The following is a 14,790-nucleotide window of genomic DNA, read 5'->3' as shown; positions in this document are numbered from 1 at the left end:
TAATCAACTTCAGTGTAGCGATCTTTAAAATGCAAAATTGTCAGAAGTCTTTTAGGATTCTGTTGTTAGACACTAACAAAGTTCCTACAGAATCAGTGAAGCGGCTTTATTCAGACGATCAAACAGGGATTCCCATCTTTCACCCGCCTGATGGGCTTCGCGATAGAATAGAATGCAGTCTGGACCTTGGGCTGCCACTTCGCGAAGTTTTCCGTAAAATTCGCGCGTCGCTAGCAAGGGGTCCTCGGACAAACGCAAAACCGCATGTGTCGCGATTCCACCTTTGGGTTTTATGATCTTAATGCTTTCGATCTCATCGGGAAGCTGGTTGATCTTTTGATTCACTTCTTTAAGAACATCGGCGGCGTCTCGTTGAGGATCAAGGCAGACAATAAGAGGGACTGGAGGCATGTAATGATGCTTCATGTGCCCCGGCGACTCGCGCTTATCCACTTGCTCAATAAATTCAAAAGTAAAACCCTTATCGCTAAGAACTTTCGCGATATCCGACTTTAAAATATGCCCGCGTCTTAAAATGGAAAGCTCTACTTTGTCGGGACGGTGACGAACTAATAAAACGGTCGACTCAATACCAATTTGGCAATCTCCGCCATCTACAACGAAAACGTTTTCGTTTTTAAACTCCACACGCACGTGGCTTGCCGAAGTCGGAGAGGTCCGACCAAACTTATTCGCACTCGGCGCCGCCAACGGAACTCCCACTTGCTGAAGAAGCTCTAAAGCCAAGGGGTGATTCGGCATGCGCAATCCGACAGAGTCTAAGCCCGACGTGATCATCAGATTTACGGAAGGATCTCGCGGCAAAATCATTGTCAAGGGTCCCGGCCAGAAAACTTCGGCCAATGCCTGACTTGCGGGCCCCCAATAGGCCGTCACTTTTTTTGCTTGTTCAATAGAGGCGACGTGAACGATCAAGGGATCAAAAAAAGGACGTTCTTTCGTGGTAAAGATCTTTTCGATCGCCGAAGGGATGTCAATACGAGCGGCTAAACCGTAAACAGTCTCGGTGGGAAGTCCAATAACTCCCCCCTCATCCAAGATTGTTTTCGCTTTTGCTAATGCCTCGTTCGGCGTCATCATTGATTACTTTTCCTCGCGCAAGATACCCAGAGCACTCTCTTTTACAATATCTAGGCTTGCAAGGAAAGAAATCAATAAGCTTAATGCCGTGATAATCAAAACCGAGATCAACGGCTGTGCCCAAGAAAGCTTAAAGTCGCCTTCAAAAATGAAGGTGTTCAAAGAAAAACTCACGACAATGCTTAAAAGAGCGCCGGTTAACGCCGAAAGGAAAGACAAGAAGGCAAATTCCACAAGAATGAAGCTTGCAACTTCCCCTCCAGAAGCCCCCAGAATTTTAAGCATATTGAGTTCCCAACGACGCAGCTTGATCTGACTGCGAACAATCGAGAAAAGAACGATATATCCGGTTATTAGTGCTAAAGCGGCCATCAGCTCCAGTGACCAACTCATTTTTTCCGCCGTTTTCAAAACATCATCCACAGCACGGACCACATCGATCACCGAGACATTTGAAAACGTCGCCGCGATTTCGTTTTGCAACTGTGCACGCTTTTCTTCTGGTAAGAAAGGAATCGCTGCAATCCAGGTTTTCGGTGCCTCATTAAGGACACCGTTTTGCACCAAGATAAAGAAATTCGGCTGAAAGCTTGTCCATTTTACTTTGCGCAGATTTATGATCTGCCCTTCGACCTCAACCCCTTGAACGTCAAAAACCAAAGTGTCGCCCACATGAAAACCCATGCGATCAGCAAAACGCACTTCCACTGAAAGTTCGGCTTTGGTTTGAGTGTCTGGATTAAAGTTTCCCGAAAAAGGACGTCCTTCAACAATGTATTCCGATGCGGAAAGATCGTGACGGTAAGAAAGATTCACCCCGCGATTGCGGAAGCGAGCTTCCCGTTCTTCTTCACGGGTCTTAAAGCCTTGTTCTTCAATTTTTCTTTCGTAGTCTTGGCCGTTCACTTTCAAGATGCGTGCACGCACCAACGGCGAAAGTCCCAAAGCCTGAACTTGGTCTTTATCCAAAACCTGCTGAACCCCAGGAAGTTGTTCATCTTGAATATCAAACATGAAAAGAGAAGGAACTTTTCCACGTCCTTCAAATTGGAATTCCGCCTGGAGCGAGTTTTTTAGTTGAGGCAGAATATTGATCAGCAAAGCTCCAAGACCTAACGCAACAAAGATCGCAAGGCTTGCTCCCGCTCGGCGAGAAAGACTTAAGAAACTGAACTTTAAAAACCAACGGCGGAAGTGTTTTAGCATTCCCGCAAGCTTCACAGTTGCGTAACCGATAATCAGCAGAAGTACGATTACCGCGATCATCGCGCCGACAAAAGCACTGCCGGTTTTCCAAGAATGAGCCTGATAAACGCTTAAGAAGTAAAAAAGAATCAAACTTGGCAAGAACGTCCAATATCTTCTTGTGCCCTCTCCCACCGCGAATTTTTCTTCACTGAAAAGTTTATTAGCTCGAAGATCAAAGATTTTAACCAAGAATGGCAAGCTCACAATGAAACTTCCAAAGATCGCCATGAAAAGACAAACCAGCATCGCTTCAACATTTACGTGCGGCTGTAAATCAAAGGGTGTAAAGCTTGAAAGAAGCCCACTTAAGACTGGTAAGATCAAGTGGCTTAAAATGAGCGTCGGGATAGTGGCGATCAACCCCAGCAAAGAAGCCTGCAAGATATAAACACTGACTGCCTGCCAGCTTTGCAAACCCAAGGTTCTTAAGATCGCAATCTCTTTCATTCGAGTCGAAAGAAACAAGCGATAAATATAGGCGGCCCCTAAAGCAGACATGAAAAGGGCTACGATGGAAACAAGTCCCAAATAGTCGGACAGATAACCCAACTGCCTACCAGAGTCCTCACCTGCGGAAGAGGGAGTATCCACATTCACAGCAGGATCAGACAAAGCCTGATACATGCTTTCACGTAAAACCAATTCATCCGTCGGCACCGGAAGTTTTAGAAGGTACGCCAAAGTAAAAGTACTGCCGAATTGAAGAAGACCTGACTTTGGCAAAAGTTCGCGATTGATAAAGATACGCGGGGCGAGATTGGCCGCGCGGAAAGTTTGAGTCGCGTCTTTTTTTACTAAATCAGTGATCTTGAGCTTTAAATTACCCAGTGTAATTTCATCACCCGTATCAAGGCCTAATTGAGACTTCAGCTCGGGGTAGATCCAGGTCGTCTCGGACTGCATGATGGATTTCTCAGTGTCATTCTTAATGACATTGCCGGATTCAAGCTCGAGCTCTCCATAAAACGGATAAGCAGAATCGATCGCCTTCACTAAAACCAGACGAGATCCTTTTGCGGAATTGATCATCGCAAAGAATTCATAGACTTTAGATTCTTCTGTCCCCCTAGGATACACGCCACGCATCTTCTGTACTTCCTCGTCCGTCAACTCACGACGAGCAGATACAGCCAGATCCGCAGATAAGATGGATTTCGCGTTGGCGGTGATCTCTTTTTCTAAAGCCGTGTTGAAAGCTTGCAAAGAAACAAAACCAGTAAGGCCTAAGCTTAAATTAAAAATAAAAAACAAACCGAAGCGCCAGCTGCGCAGAAGTTCACGGACTGCCAGTCTGATTAACATTAGACTTCCCTCAAGCGGCCCTCTTCAAGACGAAGAGTCCTTTCACATTTTTTTGCCAAAGCTTCACTGTGAGTGACAAGGATTGTAGTGATCTTATGTTTGCGAACGATATCAAAGAAGACATCCATCACTTTATCACCTGTATGCGTATCTAAATTTCCGCTTGGTTCGTCAGCCAAAAGGATTTTCGGCTTTACCACCAACGCCCTGGCGATGGCGACACGCTGGCACTCACCGCCACTCAATTGACTCGGGAAGTGATTCAAACGATGGCCTAAACCTAATTCTTCCAAGGCTTCTTTGGCTTTTTCGCGAGGGCCCTCAATCTTTAAAATTTCTAAAGCCAGCATGACGTTTTCTAAAGCCGTTAAGTGGGCGATCAAATGATATTGCTGAAAAACGATGGCAATATTTTGCGCACGGAAAAGAGTGATTTCTTGCTCACTTAAAGGCGTCAGGTTCACTTTATCGACAAGGATTTCACCGCCGTCAGCTCTTTCTAGCCCCGCCAGGATTGAAAGCAACGTCGACTTACCACTCCCCGATTGTCCGACGATAGAGACGACTTGGCCTGGCTCAATAGAAACATCCAAACCCTTAAGAACTTGAATTTCAGTTTCACCTTGGCGGAAACTTTTACGGACATCATTAAGAACTAAGCTCACAGCTCCCCCTTCAGAACTTGGAAGATATTTTCAGCGATAATCTTATGGCCTTCTTCATTGGGATGAATGCCGTCTGCTAAATTGTATTTTGGATTTCCGGCAACCTTGTCTAAGACAAAAGGAATAAAAGTAACTTTGTACTTCTTTGCCAATGACTCGTACATTTTTTTAAATTTGTCGGTGTAGGCGACACCATAGTTAGGTGGCATATAAAGCCCGCCTAAAATCACGCGCACCTTTTGAGAATTTGCGTACTCTATTGCTTCAGAAAGATTTTTTTGGCTGTCTTCGATTTTCAATCCACGAAGGCCATCATTCGCGCCCAGTACAAGCAACACGGCTTCGGGCTTGGATTTAAAAAGCCACTTCATGCGGGAAATACCGGACGCCGTTGTTGAACCACTGACTCCGGAATTCACCACGGTCCATTCTTTCTTTCCGGACTCGTGCAATTTTTTTTCAAGAAGCGCGGGATAAGCTGCATCCTTCGCCACGCCATAACCTTCGGTGAGTGAATCCCCCAAGACGATCAGTTTTTTTTGCGCGTAAGAAAAGGAACTTGTGAATAGAAAAAGAGAGAAAACTAAAATACTTCGACGTGAAAATAAAAAAGGTCTCATAGAAGAACTATGAGACCTTTTGTTAGACACTATGACAAGTCTGACTAAGTCAAACTTCGGGCGTCTTAGTTACGAGGACCGCGAGGGCCACCGAAACCACGACCACCACCGCCGCCACCGCGACCGCCACCGAAGCCACCACGACGAGGACCACCCTCGCGAGGAGCTTGAGGACGAGCCTCAGAAACGTTGATAGCACGGCCTGAAAGTTCAATGCCGTTAGCTTTTTCGATAGCAGTGTCAGCTGCGTTATCATCAGCCATTTCAACGAAGCCGAAACCTTTTGAACGGCCTGTTTCTCTGTCCATGATTACTTTTGCTGAATCAACCGCACCGAATTGTGCGAAGTGCTGATGAAGAGCTTCATCATCTACTGAATAAGGCAAGTTGCCTACGTATAATTTCTTAGCCACAAAGACCTCCTGTGGATTCCAAAAAAAACCCGAGGAAGCCTTCGAACCATATAAAATCGAGAACACTCACACGGGAACCTAAACTTAATTTAGGCTAGCATAGCCTAAATTCTGTGCAAGCCCAATTTTACGCTCTCATATTATTATATTGTAAGGGAACGGGGAAGTTACCGCCCCGTACAAGTTTGATGCACTCTTGAAGCTCATCAATGCTTTTAGATGTGATCTTCAGTTTATCGTCCGCGATTTGTGGTTGGACTTTCAGTTTTGAGTCTTTAATCAATTTTATGATGTCTTTAGCAACTTCGCGGTCAATCCCTTGTACCAAAGTGACCTTTTGGCGCAACATGCGTCCGCCGGCTTCTTCCATCTTCTCAAACTTAATTGCCTTAATATCTATGCCGCGTCGATGAAGTTTCGTCTGCAGGATACTTCCCATGGCCTCAACTTTATAATCGTCTTCAGCCAGCAAAGTGATTTCTTTTTTATCCCACTGGATCTCAGCTTTACTTCCTTTAAAGTCGTAACGCCCTTCCACCTCTTTACGAGCCTGGTTGATAGCATTATCAACTTCTTGAACATCAACTTCCGAAACAATATCAAACGACGGCATAAACTCTCGTCCTAGTGTCCTGAATTACCGTGGAGGCCGTGTGGATGCCCATGCAAAACTTCTTCAGTCGTTGCTTCACGGATCAAAACCATTTCAATGGCAAATTCTAGATCTTGTCCCGCTAGAGGATGATTTCCATCAAGCGTAACAGAGTCGTCTGTGATTTTTGAAACACGTACGATGTGAGCGCCGTGACCCAATTCCAAACGAAGGTGCGCGCCAACTTCCAATTGCGGAAGGTGTGCAAGTTCTTGCTTAGGCACATCCATGAACATGTTATCTTTCACTTCACCGTAAGCGTCTTTGGCTGCCAACTTCACAGTTTTTTTATCGCCTTCTTTAAGGTCTTTGATTTCTTCTTCCAATTTAGGAATGATTTGACCAGAGCCTTCTAGGAACGGAAGTGGTTGTCCCTTCTCAGAAGCATCTAATACGTTGCCATCAGGTCCTTTTAAAACGTAATTGAATGCCAAAACTCTTCTCATTTTGATGCCTCCTTGTGGCTTTAAGTTCGCGGTATCTCATTGATACTGGCCTTTTTCAACCTATAACACCCAGTTCTTTTGATTATTTAAGAGAGGGGCTTGAAATCTGCTGTCCGACTTCGATATAATTTAAGATAGGATCGCCTGAGGGGGGAACGCATGATGCACATGTCCTCACTGAGGTCTTTATTGCTCAACTCCAGTTACGAACCTATGAGGGTTGTAAGTTGGCAAAAGGCCTTGGTATTGTGGTTTCAGGGTAAAGTCGAGATTCTCGAATATCACTCTGAGTTTGCTCGGTCTGTTCAACGGAGGTTTCAACTTCCCAGTGTCTTGCGGCTGAAAAGTTACGTAAGACCTCGAACCGCCGGTGCCGTGCGGTTCTGCCGTGAAAATGTTTATATCCGCGATAATTATACCTGTCAGTACTGCGCTACCAAACTTCCCGCCAAACAGCTCACTTTAGATCACGTTGTTCCCGCTTCTCAAAATGGCCCTAAAAACTGGACGAATGTCGTTTCGGCTTGTCGGGAGTGCAATCAAAGAAAAGCCAACCGCACACCACGCACAGCAAATATGCCTTTACTCACAGAGCCTCGCGCACCAAACTGGTTGCCAACATTGCAGCTAGAAATCAGTGAGGATCATGTCCCACCTGATTGGGCGCCCTACCTAAGGCTGAGTACAGGATAGAAGTGAACTACGAAATCAGACAAATAACCACCCAAGAACTTTTGCCGTTGAGGCAAAAAGTTTTAAAGCCATTTTTGCGTGTTGAGGAATGCGAAGTGGATGGAGACTACCTTCATTCCACATTCCATTTTGGTCTTTATACTGACGGAAAACTCGCCTCTATCGCGACGTTCGTGCAAGAAGCACATCCAAACTTTCCCGCAAAACTTTCGTATCGCTTACGAGGAATGGCCACGGACGACGCTCATCAAGGCCAGGGGTTGGGAGGAAAACTTCTGACTTATGGAGAAAATTTTTTGCGAGGTCGTGGTTGTGATTTTCTTTGGTTCAATGCTCGCATCAAAGCCTTTCCGTTTTATGAAAGACTGGGCTTTGCCTACTACGGACCTCTGTTTGATATCAAAGACATCGGGCCCCATAAAGTCATGTACAAGAGTTTGATTCCTCGTTAACCTCTTCAGAGGAGGAATCGAGTGAATACGGACGTTCACAATCAGCTAACCTCAGCACTCACCACTATCATTAGCGAGACCAATGGCATCTCGCTTTCTGACACCATTGATCTTTTGATCACTTCCGATTTGCAAACTCAGCATCCAGAAGCTTTCAAACAAGTCTCTGAATTTAGAGAACTGTTAAATCGATTTCAAATCAACCAAGTGTCGATCAGCGCTTTGTTAAAGCATCCTGTTTCTGCGGCCCTCGCCGAATTCTTCAAAAACTTTCCCTTAAAGTACAATGAAGAACATATCCACTTAACAGGTGCCATCACTGCCGAATACATTTATCCGCGTTTGATGAAACTTTTAGAGGGCCCGAACAAAGACATTTACGAAAAAAAGATTAAAGAAGTTTACGGTGATAGCGCATTTCCCATCCGATCCGTACAAGATGTGGAAAAACTTATCAGCCTGCAAGAGAACGAAGGCTTTTCCCGCTATCTAAAAATCTTGTATCTTCCAAAATTGATTTTTACTTCTCGTGAAGCGCACAAAGATGCGGCCTTCCATATGGCTGAAGAACTTTATAACAAACACAATGTCGGTCGCATTCGTTTGAAGTTTTCTTTGTCTCGCGCAAGTTCAAGCTCTTCAGAACAAATCCCTGGGATTGATGATGTGACGTCGGAAGATGTCGTGCTGGGTTTGCATGATGGGTTCAAGAAATTCCAGGAAAAGCATCCTGATTTTGATTTCATTCTATCTCCTTCATTCAGAAAAGAAGCCAATCAGTTTGATGCAGATAAATACAAAACGCGCCAAGACCATTTTATGGATCAAGTGAACGATCTGGTGGCCATGTTAGATAAATATCCTTTCTTGGTGCGCTACTTGAAAGACGTCGACACTGTCGGAGATGAAAGAGAGCTTTACCGCAAGGAGCATTTCAACGAAATGCAGGCGGGCTTCCGAAAACTTCAGTACCGTGGATTTAAAATCCGCTCGCATCACGGTGAAACTTGGCACACACTTAAAAAAGGTATTCAAGCAGTCGATAACGCCATGAATATCTGGCACATCGACACTCTAGAGCACGGAATCAGCTTGGGAATTAACCCCAACAAATATTTCCACCATATCTATCAAGACATCAAAGCCAAGAATAAAAAAGGCCAGCCGATTGGTGAAAAAGATCCATTGTATCGAGAACTTGTTGAACTGGATTGGGGCTTCAACCGAGCTGTTCTTGAAAAGCTTTTAAAGGGAACTGTTCTTACCAACGAAGAAGACATCCTTTTCGTCAAAGCAAAGTTTCACACAGCTCGCGAGGTTGAACATTATCAGCACGATGTTTTGAACCGTATGATTCAAAAAGGTGTGACATTGGTGTCACTGCCTTCTTCAAATAATAAACTGACAGGGAAATTTGAAGATTATAAGGACCATCCTTTTTCATGGTGGGAGAAAAAAGGCGTTCAATTAGGTGTCGGCACCGACAACTATGTGACACTGAATACGAATTTCATCTCTGAGATGTTGATTCTTCTTTACACGGATGCCGTAAACCTAAAGATTACTAAATTACTTATGGTGACGACAGGTGAAACTCGTCGTCCTTACATCAGTCACCTTCTTTGGAAGATGAGAAAAAAACTAAGAAAGAACAGCTAGTGACCGCAACAACGAAAAAATCGACGAAGCCTTCGTGGACTCAAACTCTTCGCGCCGTAACTCGACCCAAAGTAGCTATTATGCTGGCTTTGGGTTTTTCTTCAGGCCTTCCTTTTATGCTGGTCGGAAATACTTTGGGTTTCTGGTTGCGCGAATCAGGAATCACCCTTGCGACAATTGGTTTTCTGTCGTGGGTGGGGCTCGCCTATTCTTTAAAATTTTTGTGGGCGCCGCTGATCGATAAAGCCAACGCACCGATCATCGGCAAACTTTTAGGTCGTCGCCGTGGATGGATGGTGTTATCGCAGATCCTCATCGGCGCAGCACTTTTTGGAATGTCAGTCATAAAGCCTGAAGGCGGATTGATGCTTTTTACGGGGCTTGCAGCGTTAGCTGCTTTTGCCTCGGCCACTCAGGACATTGTGGTGGATGCTTGGAGGATTGAAGTTTCTGACGCCAGCGAAGACATGGCGCTGCTTTCATCCGCATATCAGCTGGGATACCGCGCTTCTTTGTTACTCACAGATGCGCTTATTCTGATCGTTGCGGCTTCTGTCGGCTGGGCCGTTTCTTATTCGATTATGGGTGCCTTGATGGCCGTCGGCCTTGTCGCAACATTGCTTGCGGTAGAACCGGGAAGAAATCTGACGCAACAACAGACGGGCACGATATGGACGGCACGTGGAATTTTCGATGCGGTCTGTGGTCCCTTCATTGCATTTTTTAAACAGCATGGAAATAAGGCTTTACTTATTCTTGCCGCAGTCAGCTTGTATCGCCTTTCTGATTTCATGATGGGCCCTATGGCAAATCCATTTTATGCTGATATCGGAATCACCAAAGAAACTGTTGGAGCTGTTCGCGGTTCTGTCGGCTTGATTGCTTCAGTTGTCGGTGTCGCGGCTGGTGGTCTTGCGGCTGTGCGATTTGGATTTGTATCAACGCTTTTAGTAGGAGCGGTCATCGGACCCGCTTCTAATTTAGGATTCGCTCTTTTAGCTTTGATGGGCGCCAGAAACGATGTCTTCACAGCAGCAATGATCATAGACAATTTCGCTTCTGGTTTTGCGGGCACGGCTTTGGTGGGATACATGTCAAGTCTCACAACATTTGGTTACACTGCAACTCAATACGCTCTTTTAAGTTCTTTCTACGCTTTGCTTGGAAAGGTATTAAAGGGCTTCTCGGGAGTGATGGTGCAGACTTTCTCGGAGGGAAAATCCCTTATGGAGGGCTATGCACTTTTCTTTGTCAGCACAGCCCTTGTAGGTATCCCCGCGCTGCTGCTTTGCATTTTGTTGGTTCGAAGCAACAGGGTCGCTAAATAACAACAAAACTTTTTTTCAGTATTCTGTCATCGCCGCACATTCAGGAAGATAATGATTCCTTCCGTTGCGGCGAGTGTTAGAATGACCTCGTGCAATCGAGGTTTCTATGTCAGCCAAAAAAGTCGTCATTGTCGGTGGTGGATTTGCGGGCTTAAAAGCAGCTCGCGCATTAGGTAACAAAGATGAAGTGTCTGTGACACTGATTGATCGTCGTAACTATCATCTTTTTCAACCTCTTCTTTATCAGGTCGCAACGGCGGGGTTATCTCCCGCAGAAATTTCAGGCCCCATCCGTGGACTCCTCTCAAAATATCAAAACGTTTCTGTTTTCTTAGACAATGTCAAAAGCGTGGACTTACAAAATCGAAAATTAGAAGTCAGTGACCGCACTGTGGATTACGACTATTTGATCTTGGCTTGCGGAGCTAAACACAGCTACTTCGCTCATCCAGAGTGGGAAGAAAATGCGCCTGGGTTGAAAACCTTGGAACAAGCTACAGAAATTCGCCGTCGTCTTTTGATCGCCTTTGAACTCGCAGAAAAAGAAGAAGATCCTGAAAAACAAAAACAGCATCTTACATTTGTGATTGTCGGCGGAGGCCCCACAGGTGTTGAACTTGCCGGCGCCATTGCTGAAATCAGTCGGCATACACTGACCGAAGATTTCAGGCACATTGATCCTTCACGCACACGCGTGCTTTTGATCGAAGCTGGCAAAAGAATCCTTGCAGCCTTCGATGAATCACTCTCTCGTCAGGCTGCCCGGGACTTGGAAGATCTGGGCGTGCAAATCTGGACGAACACACGCGTGACAGATGTAAAGCCAACGTCCGTCGTCTTAGGGGATGAAATCGTTAAAGCTTCGACTATCCTTTGGGCGGCAGGCGTTCAACCTTCAAGCTTAAATAAATCTTTAGGCGTTCCACTCGATCGTAGCGGTCGCGTGATCATTGAAAAAGATTTAAGCCTGAAGGATCATCGCGAGGTTTTCGTTCTTGGCGATCAAGCCTGCTATATGGGAGACGATGGAAAAGCTTTACCCGGTTTAGCTTCTGTAGCTATGCAACAGGGTGAACATGCCGCTCGTGAGATTTTACAAGAGATCAACGGAAAGCCACGGAGCGAATTTAAATATCGCGATAAAGGCCAAATGGCCACAATCGGCCGGAGAAAAGCCATTGCACAAATCAATCGCCTGAAGTTCAGCGGATTTTTTGCCTGGCTTCTTTGGTTATTCATTCACGTATACTATTTAATTGGTTTTAAAAATAAAGTCTTCGTCATCTGGCAGTGGGCTTATGCGTACTTTACATTCAAACGCGGAGCTCGATTGATTGTTGATAAAGAGTGGAGATCACAACCGAAGAGCCCGTGATTCATAACACTGGATCTACCGAAGCTTCAGGTGTTCCTGAAGCATTTCGGTATGTACTTACAAAACTTTCACTCCATACAACCACCCTATCCGAAAAACCAAGGCGACGGTCTTAAGTGGCTGGCCGCCATTTACAAAGCGGCTCAAAAAGATCAAGCCTATACGGAAGAAGAATACTCAAAACTTCTTTCTCGTGTGGCTTGTTCAGAAACGCAGATTGCGACGCGAAGATTTTTTCTTCCCGATTCGCAGCACACCGAGTGGGATAAGAATCAAATCTATCCGGTGACTCAATCTCCTCGCGGCGTCAGCATGCACCATCGCCACGAGTTTTATCACAAAACAGTGGTCGATCTTTTTAATAAGCTTTACGACGCTCGTGGATTTCCCGATGACATCATTCACGTCAGTTGCACCGGATATGTTTCACCAAGTGCGGCTCAGATGGTGGCGGTGCGAGCACCGAAACCCGTGACGGTCACTCACTCCTATCACATGGGCTGTTATGGCGCCTTTCCTGCCTTGCGTATGGCTTCGGGCTTCTTAGCGAATCAGGAAGTCTTGGGGAAGAAGAAAGCTGTAGACCTCGTTCACACCGAACTTTGCAGTCTGCATTTAAACCCTCAAGATCCGACGCTGGAGCAGATGGTGATTCAAAGTCTTTTTGCCGATGGTGTGATTGCCTACTCTATGACACCAGATAAACCTTCGAAAGGTTTCAAAGTTCATTCCTTATATGAAGAGCTGGTTCCTGAAACCTCAGGCGCGATGGAGTGGATGGTTTCCGACTGGGGAATGAAAATGACTTTATCAAAAGATGTTCCCTCAATGGTTGGACAAAAAATTTGCGATTTCACACATCGCTGGTTGAATGCCCGAGGACTAGATCCGGCTGAAATTTCTAAGAAAGCTCTTTTTGCTGTTCATCCGGGTGGACCAAAAATCATTGATCAAGTCGTAAAGCAGATGGATCTTAAAGATCAACAAGTGCAAGCCAGTCGGGCCCTTCTAAAAGAGCGGGGCAATATGTCTTCGGCGACTTTACCGCATCTTTGGGAAAAGATTCTGGATGACGACAGCATTCCATCCGGCACACCGATAATCAGTTATGCCTTCGGCCCAGGATTAACAATCTGTGCAGGACTTATGGAGAAAGTATGAGCGCGTTTTTGATCGTTTCCGCCGTGCAGGGAGCCGCCATTTTATTTGATGAATTTTTCTTTCATCGCAAACGCGGCCTTCCCAAGTGGGAAGTCATCGGGCATCCCATTGATACGATGACGGTCATTGCATGTTTACTTTTCCTGGCTTTTATGGAAAGAACGCCGACGACTGAAATCATTTATTACGTGATGGCGACGATTTCATGCATCTGTGTAACTAAAGACGAATGGGTGCACAGAAAGTTCTGCTCAGCGGAAGAGATGTGGCTTCACGCCGTTTTATTTATGATGCATCCATTGTCGTTATTCGTAGCAATGTACGAATGGGAAGACAGTCGAGCCGCCTTTGTCGCAGTGGCCGGTGGTGTCTTTGTGTTCCTAGTCTATCAAGTGGTTTATTGGGGATTTCTTGCCGAAAGAATCAGAAAAGCCCGCGTTGAGGCTTCTTATCGCAAAGTGCAGCAAGAAAATGAAGGACCGGCTCCATCTTAATGGTGGATTTTATTTTTTCACCATGGGAGGCTTTGGGAACCGGAGGTTCTATGCTTAAAGCCTACCATGGAAGTTGTCACTGCAAGAAAGTTCAATTTGACGTGAACTTAGATGTCTCTCGAGGGATTCATAAATGCAATTGCACTTATTGCGTGAAAACGAAGTATCAGAAAGTCTTCACGAAAGCCGACCAACTCACATTAAAAACCGGTGAAGACTCTTTAACGAATTATCACGCCTCGCCTTCAGGCTGGCCTGAAGGTCACATTCACCACTACTTCTGTAAAAACTGTGGCGTGCAGGTTTATTCCAAAGGTTATTTAGAAATGCCTGAACATGATATTTTCAATGGTTGGTTTTATGCCGTGAACCTTGCGACCATCGACGATGTCACACCGGAAGAAATCATCTTCGCGCCGGTCATCTATGAAGATGGTATTAACGATAATCAGTTAAATCCGCCGAAAGAAACTCGGCATCTTTAAGCTTTATTTAAAAGTGACCTTACAAGGCCCACGACAAGGGATGTTTTTTCTTCCAGTGTCGCTTGGGCTTTGATCTCTTTAAACCCCGGATGAGACCCCCAGGTTTCTCGCAACTGTTCTTCGCTTTGTTTGCTTTGTTGATAATCATGAAAACGCAGCTGATTCACTCCGCCGAAGGCTTCCGGTGAAGGCAGTTCCATAAAAAGCACGTGATCAAATTTTGCAAACTCATTTTCTCTGGTCAGACCAAATTGCTTCAAAAAATCTTCGGCGCCTAAAGGCCAAAAGCCCGCGCCATCTAAAGACCCTCGGTCGAAAATGTAAACTTTCGCCAGCGGATGCTGTCGTGGAATGATTTGCTCTAGACCTGCTTGCACTTGAAGAATCGCCTTTTGGAAAGCGCGGATCTGCTCAACATCACCGTGTTGCGGAGCCGGAAAACCTCCCGACAGAAGCACGACCGCACTTTCAGGGACTAACGCGACTTGATCCCCAAAGACGCGTTGAAGCTCACGCATCGTGCTGCTTTTTCCTGAAGAGGGCGCTCCCGTTAGCACAATTTTCAGCGGCTTTCGATTCATGGCCATAACTTCTCCTGAATTCTATGCTGAGGCATTCATGACCTCCCCGCAACCTTCTTTGTATTTATTCATTGAGATCTAACATAAAGTGCCCGTCCATCGTCAGATCAACGCC

Annotated in this window: 16 protein-coding genes; 8 read left to right on the top strand and 8 right to left on the bottom strand. The window is 45.5% G+C overall.

Annotation, left to right across the window (positions count from 1 at the left end; translation table 11 throughout):
• Positions 1-84 precede the first annotated feature (84 nt).
• The 7 genes from AZI87_RS08585 to AZI87_RS08555 all read right to left on the bottom strand — a co-directional run bounded on the left by AZI87_RS08585 (position 85) and on the right by AZI87_RS08555 (position 6,447).
• The gene (locus tag AZI87_RS08585; protein ID WP_063206148.1) at positions 85-1,101 is read right to left on the bottom strand and encodes an L-threonylcarbamoyladenylate synthase; all 1,017 of its coding nucleotides are present in this window, start codon (positions 1,099-1,101) and stop codon (positions 85-87) included.
• A 3-nt stretch (positions 1,102-1,104) separates the two neighbouring features.
• Positions 1,105-3,651 carry an ABC transporter permease gene (locus tag AZI87_RS08580; protein ID WP_063206147.1) on the bottom strand — a complete coding sequence of 849 codons (2,547 nt, stop codon included), beginning with the start codon at positions 3,649-3,651 and terminating at the stop codon, positions 1,105-1,107.
• A complete protein-coding gene (locus tag AZI87_RS08575) occupies positions 3,651-4,316 on the bottom strand; it encodes an ABC transporter ATP-binding protein (RefSeq protein WP_063206146.1) in 666 nt (221 codons plus the stop codon). The genes AZI87_RS08580 and AZI87_RS08575 overlap by 1 nt, the downstream gene beginning before the upstream one ends.
• Positions 4,313-4,936 carry an arylesterase gene (locus AZI87_RS08570; protein ID WP_063206145.1) on the bottom strand — a complete coding sequence of 208 codons (624 nt, stop codon included), beginning with the start codon at positions 4,934-4,936 and terminating at the stop codon, positions 4,313-4,315. Before AZI87_RS08570 ends, AZI87_RS08575 begins: the two co-directional genes overlap by 4 nt.
• 65 nt (positions 4,937-5,001) lie before the next feature.
• Complete coding sequence (locus AZI87_RS08565; RefSeq protein ID WP_063206144.1) at positions 5,002-5,349, bottom strand: RNA recognition motif domain-containing protein; 348 nt, start codon at positions 5,347-5,349, stop codon at positions 5,002-5,004.
• Positions 5,350-5,476: 127 nt separating this feature from the next.
• Positions 5,477-5,962 (bottom strand): YajQ family cyclic di-GMP-binding protein, encoded by a 486-nt coding sequence (locus AZI87_RS08560; protein WP_041871405.1) that lies wholly within the window; start codon positions 5,960-5,962, stop codon positions 5,477-5,479.
• Positions 5,963-5,973: 11 nt separating this feature from the next.
• A complete protein-coding gene (locus AZI87_RS08555) occupies positions 5,974-6,447 on the bottom strand; it encodes an FKBP-type peptidyl-prolyl cis-trans isomerase (RefSeq protein WP_063206143.1) in 474 nt (157 codons plus the stop codon).
• A 159-nt stretch (positions 6,448-6,606) separates the two neighbouring features.
• Between AZI87_RS08555 and AZI87_RS17990 the strand changes: the two genes are divergently transcribed.
• The 8 genes from AZI87_RS17990 to AZI87_RS08520 all read left to right on the top strand — a co-directional run bounded on the left by AZI87_RS17990 (position 6,607) and on the right by AZI87_RS08520 (position 14,094).
• Positions 6,607-7,140 (top strand): HNH endonuclease, encoded by a 534-nt coding sequence (locus AZI87_RS17990; RefSeq protein WP_081112153.1) that lies wholly within the window; start codon positions 6,607-6,609, stop codon positions 7,138-7,140.
• Between the two features lie 2 nt (positions 7,141-7,142).
• Complete coding sequence (locus AZI87_RS08550) at positions 7,143-7,592, top strand: GNAT family N-acetyltransferase (RefSeq protein ID WP_253696569.1); 450 nt, start codon at positions 7,143-7,145, stop codon at positions 7,590-7,592.
• A gap of 21 nt (positions 7,593-7,613) precedes the next feature.
• Positions 7,614-9,251, top strand: a complete 1,638-nt coding sequence (locus tag AZI87_RS08545; protein ID WP_063206142.1) for a hypothetical protein — start codon at positions 7,614-7,616, stop codon at positions 9,249-9,251.
• Positions 9,251-10,579 carry an AmpG family muropeptide MFS transporter gene (locus AZI87_RS08540; RefSeq protein WP_063206626.1) on the top strand — a complete coding sequence of 443 codons (1,329 nt, stop codon included), beginning with the start codon at positions 9,251-9,253 and terminating at the stop codon, positions 10,577-10,579. The genes AZI87_RS08545 and AZI87_RS08540 overlap by 1 nt, the downstream gene beginning before the upstream one ends.
• 106 nt (positions 10,580-10,685) lie before the next feature.
• Complete coding sequence (locus tag AZI87_RS08535) at positions 10,686-11,954, top strand: NAD(P)/FAD-dependent oxidoreductase (protein ID WP_063206141.1); 1,269 nt, start codon at positions 10,686-10,688, stop codon at positions 11,952-11,954.
• Positions 11,955-12,005: 51 nt separating this feature from the next.
• Positions 12,006-13,115, top strand: a complete 1,110-nt coding sequence (locus AZI87_RS08530) for a 3-oxoacyl-[acyl-carrier-protein] synthase III C-terminal domain-containing protein (RefSeq protein WP_063206140.1) — start codon at positions 12,006-12,008, stop codon at positions 13,113-13,115.
• Positions 13,112-13,609 carry a hypothetical protein gene (locus tag AZI87_RS08525; RefSeq protein WP_063206139.1) on the top strand — a complete coding sequence of 166 codons (498 nt, stop codon included), beginning with the start codon at positions 13,112-13,114 and terminating at the stop codon, positions 13,607-13,609. The genes AZI87_RS08530 and AZI87_RS08525 overlap by 4 nt, the downstream gene beginning before the upstream one ends.
• 50 nt (positions 13,610-13,659) lie before the next feature.
• Positions 13,660-14,094: a GFA family protein gene (locus AZI87_RS08520; protein WP_063206625.1), complete on the top strand. Its 435-nt coding sequence runs from the start codon at positions 13,660-13,662 to the stop codon at positions 14,092-14,094.
• Here the strand turns inward: AZI87_RS08520 and AZI87_RS08515 are convergent.
• Positions 14,091-14,681, bottom strand: coding sequence for an ATP/GTP-binding protein (locus AZI87_RS08515; RefSeq protein ID WP_063206138.1), 591 nt, complete (start codon positions 14,679-14,681; stop codon positions 14,091-14,093). The genes AZI87_RS08520 and AZI87_RS08515 overlap by 4 nt on opposite strands.
• Positions 14,682-14,790: the final 109 nt, after the last annotated feature.

Origin of the sequence: Bdellovibrio bacteriovorus (assembly GCF_001592745.1) — a bacterium.
In the GTDB taxonomy this organism is placed as follows: domain Bacteria; phylum Bdellovibrionota; class Bdellovibrionia; order Bdellovibrionales; family Bdellovibrionaceae; genus Bdellovibrio; species Bdellovibrio bacteriovorus_B.
The sequence above is the reverse complement of the archived record's forward strand: the minus strand, read 5'-3'. Positions and strand labels throughout refer to the sequence as shown.